The 20,043-nt window shown below is 36.4% G+C and carries 16 protein-coding genes; 9 read left to right on the plus strand and 7 right to left on the minus strand.

Features of this window, described 5'->3' with window-relative positions; all coding sequences use genetic code 11:
- Positions 1 to 508 precede the first annotated feature (508 nt).
- Together BTO28_RS12745 and BTO28_RS12750 are read right to left on the minus strand one after the other, a co-directional pair.
- Complete coding sequence (locus tag BTO28_RS12745; protein WP_076766850.1) at positions 509 to 880, minus strand: DUF5388 domain-containing protein; 372 nt, start codon at positions 878 to 880, stop codon at positions 509 to 511.
- Entirely contained in the window at positions 873 to 1,703 is an 831-nt protein-coding gene (locus BTO28_RS12750; protein WP_076766852.1) for a ParA family protein, read from the minus strand. Before BTO28_RS12750 ends, BTO28_RS12745 begins: the two co-directional genes overlap by 8 nt.
- 2,171 nt (positions 1,704 to 3,874) lie before the next feature.
- Between BTO28_RS12750 and BTO28_RS12760 the strand changes: the two genes are divergently transcribed.
- Both BTO28_RS12760 and BTO28_RS12765 read left to right on the plus strand, forming a co-directional pair.
- Positions 3,875 to 4,663 carry a ParA family protein gene (locus BTO28_RS12760; protein ID WP_076766856.1) on the plus strand — a complete coding sequence of 263 codons (789 nt, stop codon included), beginning with the start codon at positions 3,875 to 3,877 and terminating at the stop codon, positions 4,661 to 4,663.
- Positions 4,647 to 4,988: a hypothetical protein gene (locus BTO28_RS12765; protein ID WP_076766858.1), complete on the plus strand. Its 342-nt coding sequence runs from the start codon at positions 4,647 to 4,649 to the stop codon at positions 4,986 to 4,988. The genes BTO28_RS12760 and BTO28_RS12765 overlap by 17 nt, the downstream gene beginning before the upstream one ends.
- A 77-nt stretch (positions 4,989 to 5,065) precedes the next feature.
- Here BTO28_RS12765 and BTO28_RS12770 read toward each other — a convergent pair whose 3' ends face one another.
- Entirely contained in the window at positions 5,066 to 6,049 is a 984-nt protein-coding gene (locus BTO28_RS12770) for a ketoacyl-ACP synthase III (RefSeq protein ID WP_076766860.1), read from the minus strand.
- A gap of 534 nt (positions 6,050 to 6,583) precedes the next feature.
- Here BTO28_RS12770 and BTO28_RS12775 point away from each other — a divergent pair.
- Both BTO28_RS12775 and BTO28_RS12780 read left to right on the plus strand, forming a co-directional pair.
- A complete protein-coding gene (locus tag BTO28_RS12775; protein WP_076766970.1) occupies positions 6,584 to 8,176 on the plus strand; it encodes a long-chain-fatty-acid--CoA ligase in 1,593 nt (530 codons plus the stop codon).
- A gap of 327 nt (positions 8,177 to 8,503) precedes the next feature.
- Positions 8,504 to 9,127, plus strand: a complete 624-nt coding sequence (locus BTO28_RS12780; protein ID WP_076766862.1) for an RsfA family transcriptional regulator — start codon at positions 8,504 to 8,506, stop codon at positions 9,125 to 9,127.
- A 66-nt stretch (positions 9,128 to 9,193) separates the two neighbouring features.
- Here the strand turns inward: BTO28_RS12780 and BTO28_RS12785 are convergent, their stop codons facing one another.
- Together BTO28_RS12785 and cynS are read right to left on the minus strand one after the other, a co-directional pair.
- On the minus strand, positions 9,194 to 10,006 hold the full coding sequence (locus BTO28_RS12785) for a carbonic anhydrase (RefSeq protein ID WP_076766864.1): 813 nt from the start codon (positions 10,004 to 10,006) through the stop codon (positions 9,194 to 9,196).
- Positions 10,007 to 10,182: 176 nt separating this feature from the next.
- Positions 10,183 to 10,626, minus strand: coding sequence for a cyanase (cynS, locus tag BTO28_RS12790; protein ID WP_076766866.1), 444 nt, complete (start codon positions 10,624 to 10,626; stop codon positions 10,183 to 10,185).
- A 287-nt stretch (positions 10,627 to 10,913) separates the two neighbouring features.
- On the opposite strand from cynS, the gene BTO28_RS12795 reads away from it, so the two are divergent.
- On the plus strand, positions 10,914 to 11,510 hold the full coding sequence (locus BTO28_RS12795) for an MOSC domain-containing protein (protein ID WP_076766972.1): 597 nt from the start codon (positions 10,914 to 10,916) through the stop codon (positions 11,508 to 11,510).
- 327 nt (positions 11,511 to 11,837) lie between these two features.
- Here BTO28_RS12795 and BTO28_RS12800 read toward each other — a convergent pair whose 3' ends face one another.
- On the minus strand, positions 11,838 to 12,140 hold the full coding sequence (locus tag BTO28_RS12800) for a hypothetical protein (protein WP_198936773.1): 303 nt from the start codon (positions 12,138 to 12,140) through the stop codon (positions 11,838 to 11,840).
- 807 nt (positions 12,141 to 12,947) lie between these two features.
- The gene (locus tag BTO28_RS12805) at positions 12,948 to 13,859 is read right to left on the minus strand and encodes a superoxide dismutase (protein WP_076766868.1); all 912 of its coding nucleotides are present in this window, start codon (positions 13,857 to 13,859) and stop codon (positions 12,948 to 12,950) included.
- Positions 13,860 to 14,229: 370 nt separating this feature from the next.
- On the opposite strand from BTO28_RS12805, the gene BTO28_RS12810 reads away from it, so the two are divergent.
- From BTO28_RS12810 to BTO28_RS12825, 4 genes are all read left to right on the plus strand, one after another.
- A complete protein-coding gene (locus BTO28_RS12810) occupies positions 14,230 to 15,072 on the plus strand; it encodes a phosphatase PAP2 family protein (protein ID WP_076766870.1) in 843 nt (280 codons plus the stop codon).
- Positions 15,073 to 15,991: 919 nt separating this feature from the next.
- Positions 15,992 to 17,248: an ergothioneine biosynthesis protein EgtB gene (gene egtB, locus BTO28_RS12815; protein ID WP_076766872.1), complete on the plus strand. Its 1,257-nt coding sequence runs from the start codon at positions 15,992 to 15,994 to the stop codon at positions 17,246 to 17,248.
- A 2-nt stretch (positions 17,249 to 17,250) separates the two neighbouring features.
- Positions 17,251 to 18,216 (plus strand): L-histidine N(alpha)-methyltransferase, encoded by a 966-nt coding sequence (gene egtD, locus BTO28_RS12820; RefSeq protein WP_076766874.1) that lies wholly within the window; start codon positions 17,251 to 17,253, stop codon positions 18,214 to 18,216.
- A gap of 230 nt (positions 18,217 to 18,446) precedes the next feature.
- A complete protein-coding gene (locus tag BTO28_RS12825; protein ID WP_076766876.1) occupies positions 18,447 to 19,853 on the plus strand; it encodes an N-acetylmuramoyl-L-alanine amidase in 1,407 nt (468 codons plus the stop codon).
- Positions 19,854 to 20,043: the final 190 nt, after the last annotated feature.

Raw genomic sequence — 20,043 nt, forward strand, 5'->3', positions numbered from 1 at the left:
ACCGTGGCCTATTCACGGTGAACGGTTATAAAGATGTTGGTAGCATCTTTATAACACGCTTTTGCCTTTTTTATTTCTCTTTTTCTTTTTTTCTATTCAAAATAACACTACCGCTTAGAATAAACTGAGTATTATTTGAATTTTTTTCAATTATAATTAATAAACTTTGGCGGTACAATAGCGTTTTAGCCTTTTTAGTAATGTTGTAGATAGGTCTACTAATTTACACATCTATAAGTCTACATGTATATAAATTAGAATTAATTTAATTCATATACATGTAGATTTTTTTTGCCTAAAATGTTGTTGTAGCGGGGTTTTTTGCTTGTGGATAACTTCGTGCACATCATCACATTGTAGACTTATCTACAAGTTTATCTGTAGATAAGTCTACATGTTTACGCATTTACAAATCTACCGTTTTTTTAATTTGTGTTTTTTATTAGAAAAATAAAAGAAGCAGCGCTTGAATTGTTCTTCAAACACAGCTTCTCTGCTAATAATCGATTCAATTTTTCTTTTTCTTTGATGCGTATATATCTAGAATTAGAGAATATTGTTTTTTTTCATCTTTTGTTAGATAAGTGGAATGATATTCTTCTATTAAAATCTCTAATAAACTATCCACACTATCGGCAGTACCCATTGTAACCAGTGCATTTAATTTTTCTTTCGTTGACATACTTACTCGTACTGTTGTTGTAGAAGAGGCTGCAGTGGAACGAGTTTTTGTCTCTGGCATTTTCTTGGGAGTGGTTTCTGCTTCCTTAACAGGCTCCCTTGTTTTTATGTCATTATCTAAGGAAAAAGTTGTCGCTGGAGTAATTTGTTTTCCTCGGTTTAAAAGTTTGTTAGGTTTTTTCTTTAACAAATCAGACATGTTCCTTCACTCCTACTTCTTGCTTCCATCTTGCAATAAATTCTTCTGTTACTTCTTGATAACTACGCATTACTTTTCGATCATGCATGTCCTCTTCTGATATCCCCGTTATATCGTAACGCTTTAACCGTTCCATATTTTTTACGAGTGTATTAAAAAGATTATGGTCTCCAAAAATTTCTTTTGCACTTTCAAGAGTTGCTATATCAACGGGTGCTCCATTTTTTAATAGAACAGGTAATATTCCTAGAATGTCCATGTGCGCATCATAGTCATCAATCAATGATTGAAGGTATTTTGTAAACATCTCTGCCCCTTGCAAACTGCGTTCCTGTGTCTGTAAGACAACGACCACGAAATCGGATGCATATAAAGCTGAATCTGTTATATCTGAGATGGTTGGAGGTACGTCGATAAAAATAAAATCAAAATCCTCTTTTAAAGGTTTTAGTAATGAGGAGAAATATTGTACGCGATCCAAATTATTAGGAAATTTTTTCTCTAGAAATTTAGGATAGAGCGCAAAGTCACTGAAACTTGGCAGCAAATATAAGTTTTCTTTTATTTCCGTTACAATACTGGATAAATCCTCCGCTTGAATGGCTGACATAAGAGTTCGATCAAATGAAACAATTTCATCTGAAATAAGGGCTTTTGTACGTAAGTATAGGCTTGTAGCGTTTGCCTGAGGATCCTGGTCACTCAGTAGTACTTTATAGCCCATTTTTGATAATGAATAAGCAATCATAGTACTATTCGTGGTTTTACCTGTGCCACCTTTGAAGTTTCCAAACGTTACAACTGTGCATGGATGTTTCGACATACTAAACACTTCCTTTTATTTTTTATGTATACATGTAGACAAATGAGTTATCTTCATAATAACATCATTTTCCTTATGTGTCCTGTAAATTAGAAAAGATTCTACATATGAATATGTTTTTCTCCAGTAATCTTGATATATAGAATCAAACTGAATCTTCATATACATATATACTAATATACAAGTATACGTGTATATTAGTATATATGTATATGAATGAAATATTTTTTTAGAAATCTATGAATAAGCTTTATCCCATTTTTCCAGTGTTTTAGCAAATTAGTATCCTTCGCGCAATATGTATGTGTCATGTAATACTGCATTGAAGGTAAGTACGATGATTATTAGACGTATATTTTATTACTAACTTTGTAGTATGAGCGTTTAACGTATTCATCTATGTATACAAATATACAGAATTACAAGTAGATATGTATACATTATAAATGTTTATAAAAAATTAAAGCGTAATTGCTAATTAATTTAAGATGGATCGTAACGGAAATGATCTTGTTGTTTTTTATATAGGATATAAAGAATAATGCAACTTCACTTTTCAATTCGCAGGATGCCATGGATCAACAAACACTTAAATGAATAGAAACATCTTTTAGTACTAAAATTAATACTAATACTGGTGTTGATGGTTAGCTTATTATAAGTTTTTATTTTAATGATGTTATTAAAAAAAAATCTACATTAGTATACATATCTACACATATACTAATATACATATTTACAAGTATATTAGTATATGTGTAGATTCATCGTTTCTTTGTCTGGCCCCGTACCATTACAGACTGAAGGCAAAGCTTCTGAATATAGCTTAACTGCTGAGCACAGGCGTAGCTTGTTCGTATTTTGTATCACACCACCCTACCTTTCTAAAATGACCTTCATCTTGATTCTTTACGTTTTTCACGATAGAGCGACACACTAATGCTTAATCTGCTTACTAAAGATATCCACTTAATTTCCCGCAATAAGTGTCCCTTATTCGTACTAAGACTTCCCTTAGATAAATGTATTGAAATCCAAAGATAAAGTTAGAAGTTGATCTCACTGTATTTAGCTAATATGTACGACTATATTTACGGAAGCTTATAACAGAATAAAGTAAACTCCTAAACTGACTGCTGTTTTTATTCCAAACATGTTATACCTAATTTGATTCCAACATACATGTATTTGAGTAGATTTGTATATTCATCTACTTGTAGATGAGTATATATGTAAATATGTATACGAGTTTTTGGAATCCCTCCTTTCCGCTATATTTTTCAGGGACTGTAATCGCACTAGTACCAGCACTTCTATAAAAAAAGTTTCATAAATATAGATACATATCTACACATTTACAAGTATACATGTATATATGTAAATGTGTAGATATGTATATGTATACAAAAAGTATTCAGTATGTATATACGATGGGAGTGAACCCCGCACAGTTTTTCCATGATTACGTTTTTAGCACTCAAAAGTTGTTAGTGATATTCATTATTTTTTAGTGTGAGAAAAAGTCTGGAACAGAAATCGTCCTTAACTTCATAGGCCCTATTTGGCATCACTTTGAATTTGTAATTCTTACTGGTCGGAACGATGAATAAAGGCACAAAATTGCAACCTAATACCGATAATGCTTTTTTTAGAAAAAATGCTGTGCAACAAAGATTAAAATTTCATATTCGTATTAACGGTGTTGTTTAAAGCACCTCCTTAATCTAGAAAAGGACGGAAAAACTTAAGTCAACATAATATTTTCTTCTGTAACAAAAACCTGCTAAACACAAGGCGTCTGTACAGTTTTAAGCGTGCGATGAAAAGTATTAATATTAGTACCAACGTTGAATTGAAACATATATTGCAAGTAAAATTTTTAATGCTTATTGAAGTTAATGAGAAGCTTAGTATCAAAGTTAGTATGAATGTCATTCTTTTTTTTGAAGTTCTATATGAAGGTAAGTTTAACCTTATTCGAATAACTAACGTTTATTGCTTAGTTATGATTGGTACCAAGAATGAAAATATAAACAAATTTAAAGGTACAAAAATTACTTATACGAAAATTCTAGTTAATAACCAAAATAGTGGTACTAAAAGTGTTGATGGACTCATAACCTATAAACTAAGTGTCATTAGTGTTTTTTTATAAGGAGGCTTTCATTAAAATGAAGGTTATTGCAGTTAATAATAATAAAGGCGGTTCTCTTAAAACGACAACTGCTACAAATTTAGCAGGGGTTCTTGCTTCAGAGGGTAAGAAAGTGCTTATCATTGACTCCGATAATCAAAGCAATGTGTCTCTTACATTTGGAAAGAATCCTGATGATTTTGATGTTGGTCTATTTGATGTATTAATTGAAGGGCTATTACCCGAAGAGGCTATTGTGAATGTATATGAGAACTTAGATATCCTGCCAAGTAACGATGATCTGATAGGGTTTGATTTTGAAGTAATCGGTAAGGGGAAAAAATATAAGACTCCCTTTACGATTATGAAAGATACTTGCAGCAGGTTAAAGGAAGAATATGATTTTATCTTAATCGATACACCGCCCTCACTGTCACTCATGGTGGGCAACGTTTTTGCATTTGCTGATTCGGTGTTAATCCCATTTTCACCTGAAAGTTACTCCATGAGGTCCTTAGTGAAAGTGTTAGGGACGATTGACGATTTCAAGGAACAATTTAATCCTTACTTAAAAGTGTTGGGGGTTGTTGGGACAATGGTAAACTTTCAAACTATTTTACATCAACAGGTTATGCAAGAAACGAGAAAATACTGTTCTGAAAGTGAAATTCATTTATTTGATGCATATATTCCAAGGAGTATCCGTTTCGCAAGCAGTGTGGCATACGAAAATGTTCCAGCAACACTCCATAAGAAATCAAATGATGTCGCGAATAGTTACTTTGAGTTATGGAAGGAGATAAAAGAAAATGAGCAAACAAATTAAAGGACTGGCGGGCTTTGGGGCGGTCGCTAATAATAAAGTGAATAACAAAAAAGAAACGACTGTTAGTAATAATAAAGATACTAATACTAATGATAATACAATTATTAGTAATGATCTTAGTACGGAACGTGAAAATGTTGTAGGTAGCAGTGTTAATGATATTCTTGACTCTGTTACCAATAAACCGAAGACGATTAAAAAAAGGCAGATTAGTGCCTACATCGATGAAAGTGTCGCCAAAAAATTAGATAAGTTTGGGAAGGAGCATGGAAAAGGGGCTAAATCGGAATTAATCAATAACTTCTTAAAAAGTGTTTTAAAATAAAGCTTCACTGATATAGGCTAGGGAAGGGAAGACATGAAAAAGATGAAGATCTATAAAAGCTCTTCATCAAGAGGGTTTTACAATGTCAAATTAATTAATAATCCACAATGAGTTAACCCTCCACCAAAGCCATATAAAAGAATATTGTCACCTGGCTTTATCTTTCCCTCTCTAATTCCTTTATGTAATGCTAAAGGGATAGAAGCTGAGGATGTATTCCCGTATTCTTCTAAACTAGTCAATGTACGATCAATTGGAAATAAACTTTTTTCGCATATTGATTCGATCATGCGTAAATTCGCACTGTGAGGGACGAACCAATCAGCTTGATTTACATCTAATTCGGCATGTTGCATAACTTTTTTCATTCCATCAGGTATTGTTGTTACAGCCCACTTATAAACTTGCCGGCCATTTTGAACAATGTAGCCGTTATCAATTAATTCTTTTCCATGCATACGATTGGAAAGGTTCGTGCTATAAAGATTTATCCCTGCCTCGCCTTGAGAACCTAAATAGGAAGAAATAAAGCTCGGTTTTTCTTCGTCATATTCCACCAGTGCTGCACCTGCACCATCTCCAAATAATATACATGTAGTCCGGTCACTGTAATCCGTGATCTTTGACATTGTTTCAGCACCGATAACGAGAATCTTTTTATGTAAACCAGAAGTGACCAACCCATTTGCAATGTGTAATCCATAGGTGAAACCAGCACAAGCAGCATTTACGTCTATTGCTCCTGAGTGCTCAATTTCTAATTTTGCCTGAACGTTAGCGGCAACACTGGGCATATGAAAGTCAGGTGTTATCGTACAAACAATGATCATATCAACATCAGCTATCGACTTGTTGAATGATTCAGTCAAATTTTCAACGGCCTTTACACATAAATCACTTGTAAATTCTTCATCAGCTGCAATTCGTCGTTCTTTAATACCTGTACGCTGGGTAATCCATTCATCAGTAGTTTCGATCATCTTTTCTAAATCGTCATTTGTCAATGCGCGTTCAGGGACATAAGAACCGATTGCGGTAATACGTGCTTTAGATTTACTCACTACCCACACCTCATATCAAGTATTTTTATACCTTATATTATTACTTGGTTCTAATCTTACACTTTTTAACATTGCAATGCAATGAATGCCTATTTTTGTTTGCTAAAAGGGAAAAATGAATGCGGTACATGTAGAAGGGAGAGGAATGAATATTTTTAATTATGGATAAACAGAAATACAAATCTACATATTTACTTATATACATATATACAAATAAATATGTAGATTGGTATATATGTAGATATGTATATGAATGTGTATAATTATTTAAAGGAAGGTAATTATCGCAAACAAAGGAGTTTCTGAATACTGGTAGATCGTAATATATACATGATTTGGAGATACTAATCTGCCGGAAGACAAGTGGTTTTTAAGTTAATACGTCTGTATATAATTATGTTATGATTGAATCAAGGGATTATTTGGTATTGTGTTTGTTTCCTGGGGGCAGAGAGGAAAAACGGTGAAGGCCAAAAATTTGGTGGTTATTTTCTTATGAGTGAAAAAATTCGAGATTTCAAAGGGGATGAAAACATGAATTTACCACTTGTTTTGACACAGTTTCTTGATAGGGCTGTGACTTATTACGGAGAGAAAACAGCTGTGATTACAAGAACGGCATCAATCACTTACCGTGATCTTAATGGACGTGTTCAGCGATTATCACATGGTTTAAAATCGGAAGGGATACAAAAAGGGGATAAAGTTGCGTATCTTGCACCAAATTCACTTGAAATGCTAGAAGGTTTCTACGGTGTGTTTCAGATAGGAGCTGTGATGGTTCCTCTTAATACTCGATTAAAGCCGGAAGATTATTTGTTTATTTTAAATCATAGTGAAGCGAAACTTCTTTTCGTAGACGACGAACTTTATTCACTTATTAAGCCAATTAAAGACAAACTTAAAACAGTAAGTAAATTGATTGTTCATTCAAAATCAAAAGAATGCCCTGAAATCAGTTATGAGGATTGGCTTATGCGTTTTCCTGAAACCGCTTTCTGCAGGGAGGCTGTGAATGAGGATGATCTTGCCAGCCTTCTATACACGAGCGGAACAACAGGAAATCCGAAAGGTGTCATGCTGACGCATAGAAATAACTATTTGCATGCGATGTCATCCATGCATGCATTGCGGGTTTCAGATAGGGATGTATATTTACACGTGCTGCCTATGTTTCACGTGAATGGATGGGGTTCTCCATTTTATTACACAGCTAGCGGCGCCACACACATATGTTATAAAAAAACGGACCCGAAATCGATATTTGATGCGTGTTCGGCACATGGTGTAACGGTAATGCATATGGCGCCAACAGTTTTAAATAGTTTACTTCAATACAATGAAGAGAATAAACCGGAAGTTCCGAAGAATGTGCGTGTGATGATCGCTGGCTCAGCTCCTCCACCATCTTTTGTCGAACGAGTAGAGCAGGAGCTTGGCTGGGAGTTCATTCAAGTTTATGGAATGACAGAATCATCACCATTTAGTACGTATTCGGTTATTCGTCCACAGTTGGATCATCTTTCAGTGAAGGAGCAGTATAATTTAAAAGCAAAAGCCGGATTTGGCATGATTGGCTGCGAAGTAAGGGTTGTGAACGAATTAGGGGATGAAGTACCTCATGACGGTATATCGATAGGAGAGGTGACAGTAAGAAGCCATGGTGTAATGAAAGGCTATTGGAAAAATGAACAGGCTACTATGGAAGCAATTCGGAACGGTTGGCTTTATACAGGGGATATGGGAACCGTAGATGAATATGGATATATCGATATCGTTGACCGGAAAAAAGATATTATTATCAGCGGTGGTGAAAATATCTCTTCCATTGAAGTAGAAGGGGTTCTATATGAGCATAAGGATATTGTCGAGGCTGCAGTTATTGCTGTACCACATGAGAAATGGGGAGAAACTCCACATGCATTTGTAGTAAAACGGCCATCCTCCGTTATCACAGAACAAGAAATCATTGATTTTTCAAGAAGTCACCTTGCACATTTCAAAGCAATAACGGGTGTTACATTCGTGGAAGAACTTCCTAAAACGGCTTCTGGTAAAATTCAAAAAGTGCATTTGCGTAATGAATATTGGGAAACTGCCGGAAAATCTGAACGCTTTGTAAATTAATCTTATCAGCCAGGGCTGCTTAGGCAGCCTGTTATGATCTAATGTGTTAATTTAAGAAAACTACAAAACTTTTACATATTTTTATTCATTAATTTGCACTTAAGTTTATAACCACATCGAATAGATTATTTTGTTAAGATCTTAAAATTAAGAATTTCTAATCATAGTCCAGAACTGATATGAATATTAAAGTGCATTTTGGAATAGAATGAAGAATCAATAGAAAAGTGGAACGTCTAATACCCTTTTTCCATATTCGTATAAAATTATTGGTGTGTGGCTATCCTACCATTAGGATAAACACTCTTAAACAAGGAGAGATAGCAAATGAAAGTACGTCAAGATGCTTGGTCAATTGAAAATGATGCACTGCTGGCGGAAACCGTACTTCGGCACGTACGTGAAGGCAGTACCCAATTGAAAGCGTTTGAGGAAGTGGGTGATTTACTTAATCGGACATCTGCAGCCTGTGGTTTTCGATGGAACGCCGTAGTCCGGCAGCAATATGATAAGGCACTAGATCTGGCAAAAAAACAACGAAAACAACGCAATCGCCTGCTTGAAATGGAGAGAAAAAAGAAAGGGGAAGACGTTTACCAAACACCAGTACTTTCCGAGGCAGAGTCTGAAGTAGATCTTCCTATTTTGGCTCAGCCAATTACAATGGACACAGTGATTTCTTTTTTACGGAGCATTGATGGATCCGATGATTTGAAGATAGAAAATGAGAGACTGCGCAGAGAGTTGGAAGCAGTAACCAGCGAAAAAATTATGTTGGAAAAGAAGCTTGAAAATCTTGAGCAATCGTCTCTGACTATGCAGGAAGATTATGAAACCATGATGAAAATAATGAACCGCGCACGGAGGCTTGTTTTATTTGATGATGAAGAAACATCCAGTACCACCTTTAAAATGGAGAGTAATGGAAATCTGGAAAAGATAGCGGAATAAAAGCATTTAGAAGCAAATAAAGCGAAACTTTATAAGGAGTTTCGCTTTATTTGCTATTCTACATGATTAGTTTTTCATTACTTCGCGTTTTTCTAAAGGCTGTACAGGACGATGGTTATCCGGGAATATTTGACGGAATGAATCGATTTGCTCTTTAGACATTTCAATTGGCTGCTCTAAAACAATCCATTTAACACCTTCTGTACATGGGGGAGTTGTTAAAGAACCGTTATAACGAAATGACTGTTGATCTTTTGGAAGCATACTCATCAAATCAATCGGCTCTGTTAATTTTATTCCTTCAGCTGTTTCTTCTTTTGGAAGTACTCCCCAGGCCTTTTCAAGTTCAGGATTTGAAGCGCCTTCCTTAATCATTAGACCTAAAACGGCTAATTGACCATCCGCATCCTGATGAACGAGATGTATTTCCATATCAAAACTTTGACCATTAAACTGGTGCTCGCTTGGAGTATGAAAGTGAAACTGGATGAGTTTGTACTCTTTCCCATCCACAACAATGGAATTATCGGTTTTTTCAGCATTTCCTTGAACCGTATGACCGTTATTGATGAGAGAAAAATCACTTGGTATGTAGTTTAATTCTAGATTTTCAAGTTTTTCATTTGCTGGTACTTGCGCTATTTCAATATTGATAGGGGATTGCTCTTTGCCGTTCAAACATGCAGCGTTTGCAGGATCTAGGTCGCCCCAATGCTCTGGTCCGGTTTCTCCTTTATAAGACCATTCAGCGCTATGGGCCTCGTGCTCCACGTTCGCTTTCTCTTTTTCACTTGATTCCTGTTCTGGAGAAGAACAGGCAATTAACGTGAGAGATAGGGATGATAAAGCAAATGAAACTAGTAATCTCTTCTTTTCCATAGTTACCCTCCTTTGGATATCAAAGTACTATACCCATTTTAGATTAAATTTATTCATTTATTTTGTTATAAAATTAAAAAATTTTATTTTTCAATCAACTTTTACTCACGTATAACCACAAAAAGCACCCACGAAAGATGGATGCTGGTACTTAAAGTGTAATGGTGCCCTGTATTTCACCATTTTTTATAAGGCAAAAATTTTCCGTTTAATGTGACCAAAACCCGGTCTCCTTTTGGATCTTCTACTTTTTGAATATCCATCTCATAATCAATGGCAGACATAATGCCATCTCCGAATTTTTCATGAATTAAGTCTTTAATCGCTGGTCCGTAAACCAAAAGAATTTCATAAAAGCGATAAAGTAGTGGATCAGTAGGGGGCATTTGAACAGTAGTCCCGCGATATGGAACAATCGTTAAGGATTCAACTGTATCTTTAGACAAATCTAATAATGTTCCTGCTTTCTCTGATTCGTCAACTGATAGGGTTGCTTGTCCCAATAAGGCAGTAGCTGTCCATGATTCTGAACGTTCAATAGATTGCGCAATATCACTCCATTTTAACTGCAGCTTTCTTTTCGCATTTAAAATTTCTATTGTAGCTTGAGATCTTTCCATTGGCTTCTCTCCTTATTCATAGAATAATCCTTACATCCTTTTGACTCCTATTTATCATAATCTTTTTTTAAATAACTATATGAAAGATTGTGAGATTTTCTCACACGAAAATTTTTTAAGAATTTAATAAGAAATCTCGTTATTGAATCAGTTGTTCCAATAGAGGGCGGCATTGTTGTAAAATATGGTAAGTGTTTTGTTGCCATCAAATTTAATAAAGGCAGGGATGTATATTGAGAAACAGCAACATCGATCTGATAAATTTCGCGATAGGTTTACCCCGAAAAATGAAGTATGGAAAAGAGAAAGAAGTGGATACGGCGATATGTAAAGAGACAGTTGAAGAGACTTTTCTAAAAAAAGTTGGATTTTGTGGAGACGGAGTGGCTGACTTACGACATCATGGTGGTCTAGACCGTGCTGTCTGTGTATATCCGTATGAACATTATTTACTTTGGGAACAAGAGTTTAAAATCTCACTGCCTCCTGCCGCGTTTGGCGAGAATCTAACGGTTACAAACATGTTAGAACGTGATGTTTGCATCGGAGATATTTATCGCTTGGGAGAAGCTGTTATTCAAGTTACACAAGGCAGAATTCCTTGCAGTACGATAACAAAGAGAACTGGCATACCTAAGCTTCTAAAAAGGATGGTGGAGACAGGTTATACAGGCTTTTTGTGTCGAGTTTTAGGAGAAGGTACGGTGAAAAAAGACTCGAACATAGTGTTAGTAGAACCGCATCCCAAAAAAGTCTCTATTTTTTCGGCTAATCAAATTTATTTTCAAAAGTCAGGGGATGATGATGGGTTGAAAAATGTGTTGGAAGTCAAGGAATTGGCAGGCGAATGGCGTGATCAGTTAACAAAACGGCTAGGTAAATGAACTATTTTGTTTGTTGTTCATCCATGTAAAAAAGAAGAGAGAAATGAGACTTTTACTGGACTGGGTTGCTTTTGGATATTCATTTTCATCATTGGTTTATGTCACCTGGGGAATCTTGGAAAAGTCATCATCATAATGGGTGCAGTATGAATGACGTCTATTGCTTTTTATTTTAGTGGTGCCGAAAATAGCTTTACATTCGTTATGTTTGTTCCTATTATCCTTTTTATAATGGATGATTAGTAAAAAAACATATAAAATTTTTAAACATTGTACTGGGAAGTCCTCGGAATGTATAAACCGAGGACTTTGTTTAAATTTAATTATTTATAACAGACTGCCTAATAGTCCACCTGTTAATCCTCCAAGAAATGGTCCTGTAAACCCTCCGTAGCCGCCATAAAAAGGACCGCCGTATCCACCGAAATAGGGGCCGTAGCCGCCATAAAAAGGACTACCGTACCCGCCGTAAGGTCTGTAACCGCCATAATACGGTCTTCCATAATGACCATGAAAACCACCATAATACGGTCTTCGGTACCCACCGTGAAAACCTCCATAGTACGGTCTTCCGAAACCACCTTGGACTGGTACTTCATCCATTTCATCATGTGCTGCTGAAATATCCATGTTTTCACCTCTTTCTTGAAAAGAATATCTAGCCCTTTTCATAATATGTTTCTTAGTTAGGTAAAGAGCTTATCCTTTTTTAATTAAGATGATACGCTCCATTTATAAATCCCATTAGGGGCCTTCGTACTCAGCATCCGCATTCCCCAATATCCTTATCTGAAGGCAGTAAAGGAGGGGTAGTTCATGATTTTCCAGCGATACCATTAAGAGATAGCGGATGACAGTTTTATTGATCGTTCATAAAAAAGTCACTAAACTATAAATCTTCTATACCTGGTCTTTTCTTTACATTCGGGAATAACATGTCAATTATGGTGGGGGTTTGCATGTTCAAGATGGATATCTAGCTGCTTCAAAGTGTGTGCTGTTTTTATCTCCACCACCTTCCGCAATAACACCAGGAACATTGCTTTTCACAAAGACTTCAACAGAAATCGTTTTCAGCAGCAGCTTTTTCTCCATTAACGTGGATTTAAATATTTCTATACGAACATAGATGGCGAGTGATAACAGATTTAATCACGTGTTCACTATTGTTTTTTATACGGGGATTAAATTTAAGCGAAATGAAGGAAACGGCTAACGAGTACAGCGGATCGTACCCGGCCTTTGTTTTTGCCAGCCACTAGGATTTCGTTATGAAGCCTGTCTGACAATCCTTCGCTATTTATCTAATGAGTAACATAAACTGAACGCCGACGGATAATTTAGGAAAGCATCAATTCAAATAAACTGCGGTTTAAAAATAATTAATGATCACTTTAGGTCTTAAACTAATCTAATAGCAGCAGTTTTGCTTCCATTCTAAAACGGCTGCCACATAATTGTTTTGGCTTTATTAAATCGTTGTTCGACCTCTCTCCAGTTTACGATTTTCCACCAGTTATCTACATATTTAGCCCGATCATTTTTATATTGAAGGTAGTAGGCGTGTTCCCAAACATCTAGAACAAGCAATGGTATAACATCCCACTGTGTTAAATTCTGGTGCTTTTCAGCAGTTAAAATTTCTAAACGGTGAGAACGGGGGGCCCAAACGAGAATGGCCCAACCAACAGCCTCCACTTTTTTGGCTGCTTCGGAGAAATGCTTTTTAAATTTTTCAAAACTGCCAAAAGCCTCATTTATGGCTCTACTTAGTTGACCAGCTGGTTTACCACCGCCACGCGGGCTCATCACATTCCAGAAAATGGTGTGCAGGTAGTGTCCTGAACCGTGAAACGCCGCTTCTCTTTCCCAATGGGCAATTAAGTGAAAATCCCCTTTATCTCGTGCTTTTTTCATTTCTGCTTCAGCTTTATTAAGGCCGTCGACATAGCTTTGATGATGTTTATCATGATGTAGTTTCATGATTTCCTCTGAGATGACAGGTTCTAGAGCATCATATGGATAAGGAAGAGGAGGTAATCGATGTCCTCCGATCGGAACGGTTTGAATTTTTTCATCTTCTTTTTGATCAGATATCCATTTTGGACGGTTTAAGAATCCATTGAGCTCGTCATATAAGGATGTTGATTTTCGATGCAATTCATCATAATCATGTGTGCTGTTTTCCATTTCCGCTTCTTTTTTTAATGCAAAAAAGTTGTCTTCCCAATGCTTTAATTTTTGTTCGTCAACATTTGTTAACTTCCCTCGAATAGATTTCCACGTTTTTTCGATGTCTTTACACCACTTCAGTAATGACTCTCGATAAGTATTTTTATGAAAATCCACTGATTTCGCCTCCTATGTGAACAGTACTAATATGATATGAGGCGTATACATTATTGTTCGACTAACGGGTTAGTTGAAGGGAAACTCTTTTAATTTGTCATTATCAAACATGGGTTGATCAACTTGTTGCTAGGAAGAAATATCTGAGTACCAGTCACATAGACGGAGAATACTAGTTAAGTAAGGAGAGGACTCACATCATTAATACAAATAGCTATTTATCGTTATTAATGCTAGTTATCAGCCTCATCCTAGTGTTTTAATCCTTACAGTGCAGTTCAGTGAATATTCACAAAAGACTCATTCATACTTCACATATTCAAAATAAAATGAAATGTGTAGATATTTCAAATAAGTTAGGAGAACTACCATGAGAAATAAGCCATTTATCTCAACTTTATTAGCCATTTTACTCTTGTTGATCTTATCAGGATGTAACTCAGAACAAGCAAATAGCGAGGAACAACTTAAAAATGAGGGGCAGGAAAACGAGCAACCAAGTCACCAAGGAATGGGATGGACACATGAAAATCCTGTGACACCAACAGCAGGCACTTGGAAAGCACTTGAGTTTAAGGATGGAAGTTCTTACAAAGTAGAAGCACCTCCTGCAAATGATTCCGCTGAGACAAAAAAAGAATTAGAAGATATAAAGAAATTGATAGAGAACCGTACAGAAAAAGATGTAGAATTTATTAAGCACTGGCAAAATACTGCTAGTCCTAACACGCTTTGGCTTAATACTACAGAAGAATTGATTCATAAATATGGATTAATGGGCCCCGAATCAGCTCGCGTTTATTCTGTCGTTTCAGGAGCAATTTATACATCTCTAACCGCAACATACCAAGCAAAATATGAATATTTACGCCCAAGACCGACGGATTTAGATCCATCTATTAAATTACCAGAGGGAATGATGGTGCCTCCACACCCTGCTTATCCTTCAGGACACACAGCAACAGCTTGGACATCAGCTTATATCCTTTCTTATTTCTTCCCGAATGAAAAAGCTCATTTGGAAGAAACAGCAAAAAAAGTAGCACTTTCTAGAGAACTAATGGGTATTCATTTTAAAAGTGATAATGATGCCGCTAAAACGCTAGCACGAGCAGTTACAAAAGATATAATTGAAAGCTTAAAAGATGACAACGCTCCAACTCAATACATAGAAGTGAAAAACACAGGATCGAGTCACGGAGCCGGTCATTAAATAAAGTTACGAGAATTGAAAAAACCAACATTTTTAAAGTCTATATTTTTTTCAAAAACATCATTAGATTAATGTTGTAGATGTTTTTCGCATCAAAATCGGGTAGGAATTCTACACAATAGTATTGTTCAACGTGTAAGATTTGGTGAAATCGAATTAAGGTTTTTATGAGTTTTGATCAAACTTTTTTATAATAATCATTTCTATAGAATACTAAAAGAACTCATTTTGATTAATCTTTATTCAAAACGAGTTCTTTTTCTTTCCGTAAAATCAACGTTTGTTACGTAATTTTGATCAAACTATTTTCCAAACCAACAAATGGAGCCGAATGCAAATGGTACTTTATGATTGTTGTATTCATTGTTCTTTCTCTGCCAGGGATCGTATTTGCTATCATATCCAAACAAATAATTCCAATCGTGGAATCCTGGTTAATGGATTATATTTACTTCTTCTTGCTATGGAATAGGGAAGCCTAAAAAAAGGTCGAACATCGGGGTCTTTAGCGAAAGCAGCAGTTTAAACAACTTATTTTCATTTTTTGCGAGGAATAAACAACCCTTATTAGCCGTTTGATAATTCAAACGGTGGTTTGCTGATTGCAAACGGTTCATGGGTTTCCAGTGCTTAGTTGTTTATGGTCATGCAAGCGGGGGAATAGCATATTGAAAAATAATCCTGTTGTTGCTTGATTTTAAATAATCAAGCTATAGGAGAGCATTGAATTCATGCTTTATTGAAGCAACGTCTATTTTATCCACTCTGAGGGCAGGTAAAGCGGGTTTGCAAAACATACATGAATTTGCAATGCCGCCAATGCGTAAAATGGTTTATCGCCTTTCCATACTGAATGAAAGAAGATGGGAAATTTGATGAATCCAAGAAAGCTTGGATACTCGAGGGAGGATGAATTGGTATGATAAACAATCTTGCAGAAAGAGCAGTAACCCATTATAGCGGAATACGCACATTCACGGAGGAACTAGTACAACCGTTAGAAATTGAAGATTTTATCGTTCAATCAACCTCCGATGTTAGTCCTCCTAAATGGCATATGGCCCACACAACCTGGTTTTTTGAACGTTTTGTTCTTAAACCATTTAAAGAGAGTTACCAGGAGTTTCATCCCCATTTTGATTATTTGTTCAACTCTTATTATGAGACGATAGGAACCTTTCATCCCCGTTATAAAAGAGGCGTATTGGCCAGACCCACCATCGAAGAAGTATATACATACCGAAAACATGTGGATGAAAACATCGTTGAATTGCTGGAAAACCTCGATGATTCCTTGTTAGAAGAGGTGAAAGACTTACTGGAAATAGGCCTTCACCATGAACAACAGCACCAAGAATTACTGTTGACGGATATTAAATATAACTTTTTTCAAAATCCCTTGAAACCTTTATATACGCAATTGAAAGAAACGGCAAAAGAGCAAACGTTGATGATCTTTAAAGAATTTCAGGGAGGGTTAGTAGAAATTGGCTACCAAGGCGGAGAGTTTTCCTTCGATAACGAGCACCCTCGACATAAGGTTTGGCTAGAGCCATATAAATTAGCATCCAGACTCGTAACGAATGGTGAATATTTAGCCTTTATGAAAGACGGCGGGTATGAAAAGCCCCAATATTGGTTGTCGGATGGCTGGGCAGCTGTTAAGAACTATGGATGGACTTCACCGCTTTATTGGAAAGAAGATGAGCAAGAATGGACCCAGTTTACACTCTCGGGTGAAAAGCCGTTGAATTTAGAGGAGCCCGTTTGCCATGTAAGTTTTTATGAAGCAGATGCCTATGCAAGATGGGCAGGAAAAAGACTTCCGACAGAAGCGGAATGGGAGTATGCTGCAGAAGGGGTTGCAATCGAAGGCAATTTTGTAGAAACACAACATTTTCATCCCCTGTCAGCTGATTTGGAGGCGAAGGGATTGCTTTGTAAAATGTATGGCGACGTTTGGGAATGGACAAGCAGTGCTTATGGTCCCTATCCGGGCAGCAAACCAATGGAAGGGGCATTGGGGGAGTATAATGCGAAATTCATGTGCAACCAAATGGTATTAAGGGGAGGCTCATGCGCCACGCCTTCTTCCCACATTCGGGCTACGTACCGTAATTTCTTTCAGCCTGAGAAACGCTGGCAGTTCAGTGGAATACGATTAGCGGAGGATTGAGGATGAAAACGACAGAAGCAAATATTATTCCATATGATTTATATGCTAAAAAAGAAAATATGTTTGAGGAAGTACTAAACGGTCTCCGCTCAACAGTTAAGAAAATTCCGTCCAAATATTTATACGATGAAAAAGGTTCGGAACTTTTTGAACGAATTACGGAGCAGGTGGAATATTATCCGGCAAGAACCGAGATAGCCATTCTAGAAACATATAAAGCCGAGATTGCTCACACTGTTGGCCCTGTTTCTTCTTTAATAGAATATGGAAGCGGAAGCAGCAAGAAAATCAAAACGTTGTTGAACGCTCTCCATTCACTAGAAGAGTATATCCCTATCGATATTTCGAAGGATTTTTTATTCGAATCGTGCTTGAAGCTGTCTCTTGAATTTCCACATTTGAAAGTAAAAGCCGTATGTGGAGACTATACGTATCCCCTAAACCTTCCGCTCAACAAAGAGGGAAGAAAAGTGGTGTTTTTTCCTGGGTCGACAATTGGAAACTTTGAGCCAGATGAAGTCAGCGCATTTCTTCACCGCACATTTCATTTGCTAGAAAGCGGAGATGGATTCATTATTGGAGTGGATTTAAAGAAAGATGCAACCATCTTGCACGAAGCCTATAATGACCCAAACGGAATAACGGCTGAATTTAATCTTAATTTATTAAATAGGATCAATCGAGAATTACATGGAAACTTTCAAATTGAACAATTTCAGCATAAAGCTTTTTATAATAACGAAAAAGGGAAGATTGAAATGCACATTCAAAGTTTGTGTGACCAAACAGTGAATGTTGGACAAGAAGCCATTCGTTTTCGAAAAGGTGAAATGATTCATACTGAAAACTCCTATAAATATTCTGTGCAGGAGTTTCAGACTCTCATTCAAAATTGTGGTTTCAGCTCAATAAGAGTGTGGACGGACAGAGAGGAATTGTTCAGTGTGCACTATATCGAAAAAAGCTAAATCGAAGTATCTTTTGACTGGAGCATCCTCAGCGAGGGTGCATTTTTTTTATCCTAATTTCACTTTTTTAACTTATAAAAAAGTTTTTAGATTTTAAAATTATAAGAAATAATAACATTTATATCTCGAAAATATCAAAAATATTACAATTAAAGATTGTTATAGAGAAATACATAATAACACGTAAACGGAGGTAAAGATTTATAGATTGGAAAATAGGAGGGGAAATTGTGAGGAAAAGCGCAATACTTGTCGGATTGGCCTTTTTACTGTGTGTTTCTCTTTTAGGACCAAGAAATTCAGCAGAGGCAGCTGGATTTGTTGACGTACCTGATCGAGCACGAAAAGAAGTGAACTATCTGGTGGAAGGGAAAATTGCTAACGGCTCTTCAGCAACAATATTCGACTCGGATAAACCAGTAACCAGAATGGAAGCGGCAGCGTTTATAGGACGAGCCCTTCAATTAGATGGAACAAGGCGACCAACGAGTTTTAGTGATGTTGGTTCTGGTAACTTTGGTTCAGGATATATACAGTCTGCTGTCGAAAAAGGGATTCTTTCAGGATACGCAGGAGGACGTTTTTTACCATATAAAGAAATAAATCGTGGAGAAATGGCTGTCGCACTTTCAAAATCATTAGGTTATTCATTTGACGGATCCCTTTCTGGTGCAGCACATGCATTAATGACAAGGGGAATTTCGAATGGAATGGAAGATGGGACATTCGGAGCGGGTTTAACGATGAAGCGATCGGATTTTGCGGTTTTTCTGGCCCGGGCAATCAACCCGACATTCCGTACAATAGAAAATAACGAGTTCAAAAAAACGATGTTGACAAATGCCGATAACCTGAATGTTCGTTCTGGTCCATCTACAGCATATGCCTCAAAAGGAAAGTTGGCTAAAGATACAAGTGTATCCGTTGCTCATTCTATTGGAAATTGGGCATATGTGAAGTCAGATACGGTAACTGGTTTTGTAAACACGTATTACCTTCGCAGCACAGATACACCAGTTCCGCCAAATCCAGAAGGGGATTCACTCCTTTCAAGTCAAACGATTATTTTGGATCCGGGTCATGGTGGAACGGATCCTGGTGCAATAGCATTTGGATTACAAGAAAAGGATGTTGTTTTAGCTACCGGATTGAAGGTAAATGAATGGTTAAAAGAAACACCTTTTAATGTGAAAATGACACGTTCAACAGATACATTCATTTCACTTTCAAATCGGACTGCTTTTGCAAAAAATAACGGTGGGGATGTGTTTGTTAGTATACATGCCAATGCGTTTAACGGATCAGCAAACGGAACGGAAACCTATTATTACAGTGCATCTAATCCTCATGTTGCTGACAGCAAGCTTCTGGCAGAAAAAATTCATAACCGTATGATTACTGCACTGAAACTGAATAATCGCGGCGTGAAAAAGACGGGGGTTTATCAAGTCCTTAAGTATAATGATATGCCCGCTACTCTTGCTGAACTTGGTTTTATTGATCATGCGGGGGATAATCAAAAGTTAAAATCGGATTACTGGCGTACAGCTGCTGCAAAAGCTATCTACTATGGTATTTTGGATTATTATAAAGCAAAAGGGTATCAAGTAGACGCACTTTATAATGAAGCAAAATAAAAGTTTTATTAGGCAAGCAAGAAAGGAAAGGATCTTTATCTTTCCTTTCTTTTTTTGTATCTGGGGTTTTTTCTTTAATTTTAAGACAGATTAAATTTTGTCTAAAACCGGTACGATTGAAGGATTTAAAGTGAAAAATGTTGAATTTAACATGTATATTTACAAATTGTGAAAACATTTGTATTTTACC

This window comes from Domibacillus epiphyticus, assembly GCF_001975785.1.
GTDB lineage: Bacteria > Bacillota > Bacilli > Bacillales > Domibacillaceae > Domibacillus > Domibacillus epiphyticus.

Excerpts from the sequence above, each read along its gene's own strand:
- BTO28_RS12745 (WP_076766850.1), bottom strand. The coding sequence starts at position 880 with ATGTCTGATTTGTTAAAGAAAAAACCTAACAAACTTTTAAACCGAGGA.
- BTO28_RS12750 (WP_076766852.1), bottom strand. The coding sequence starts at position 1,703 with ATGTCGAAACATCCATGCACAGTTGTAACGTTTGGAAACTTCAAAGGT.
- BTO28_RS12760 (WP_076766856.1), top strand. The coding sequence starts at position 3,875 with ATGAAGGTTATTGCAGTTAATAATAATAAAGGCGGTTCTCTTAAAACG.
- BTO28_RS12765 (WP_076766858.1), top strand. The coding sequence starts at position 4,647 with ATGAGCAAACAAATTAAAGGACTGGCGGGCTTTGGGGCGGTCGCTAAT.
- BTO28_RS12775 (WP_076766970.1), top strand. The coding sequence starts at position 6,584 with ATGAATTTACCACTTGTTTTGACACAGTTTCTTGATAGGGCTGTGACT.
- BTO28_RS12780 (WP_076766862.1), top strand. The coding sequence starts at position 8,504 with ATGAAAGTACGTCAAGATGCTTGGTCAATTGAAAATGATGCACTGCTG.
- BTO28_RS12785 (WP_076766864.1), bottom strand. The coding sequence starts at position 10,006 with ATGGAAAAGAAGAGATTACTAGTTTCATTTGCTTTATCATCCCTATCT.
- cynS (WP_076766866.1), bottom strand. The coding sequence starts at position 10,626 with ATGGAAAGATCTCAAGCTACAATAGAAATTTTAAATGCGAAAAGAAAG.
- BTO28_RS12795 (WP_076766972.1), top strand. The coding sequence starts at position 10,914 with ATGAAGTATGGAAAAGAGAAAGAAGTGGATACGGCGATATGTAAAGAG.
- BTO28_RS12800 (WP_198936773.1), bottom strand. The coding sequence starts at position 12,140 with ATGGATATTTCAGCAGCACATGATGAAATGGATGAAGTACCAGTCCAA.
- BTO28_RS12810 (WP_076766870.1), top strand. The coding sequence starts at position 14,230 with ATGAGAAATAAGCCATTTATCTCAACTTTATTAGCCATTTTACTCTTG.
- egtB (WP_076766872.1), top strand. The coding sequence starts at position 15,992 with ATGATAAACAATCTTGCAGAAAGAGCAGTAACCCATTATAGCGGAATA.
- egtD (WP_076766874.1), top strand. The coding sequence starts at position 17,251 with ATGAAAACGACAGAAGCAAATATTATTCCATATGATTTATATGCTAAA.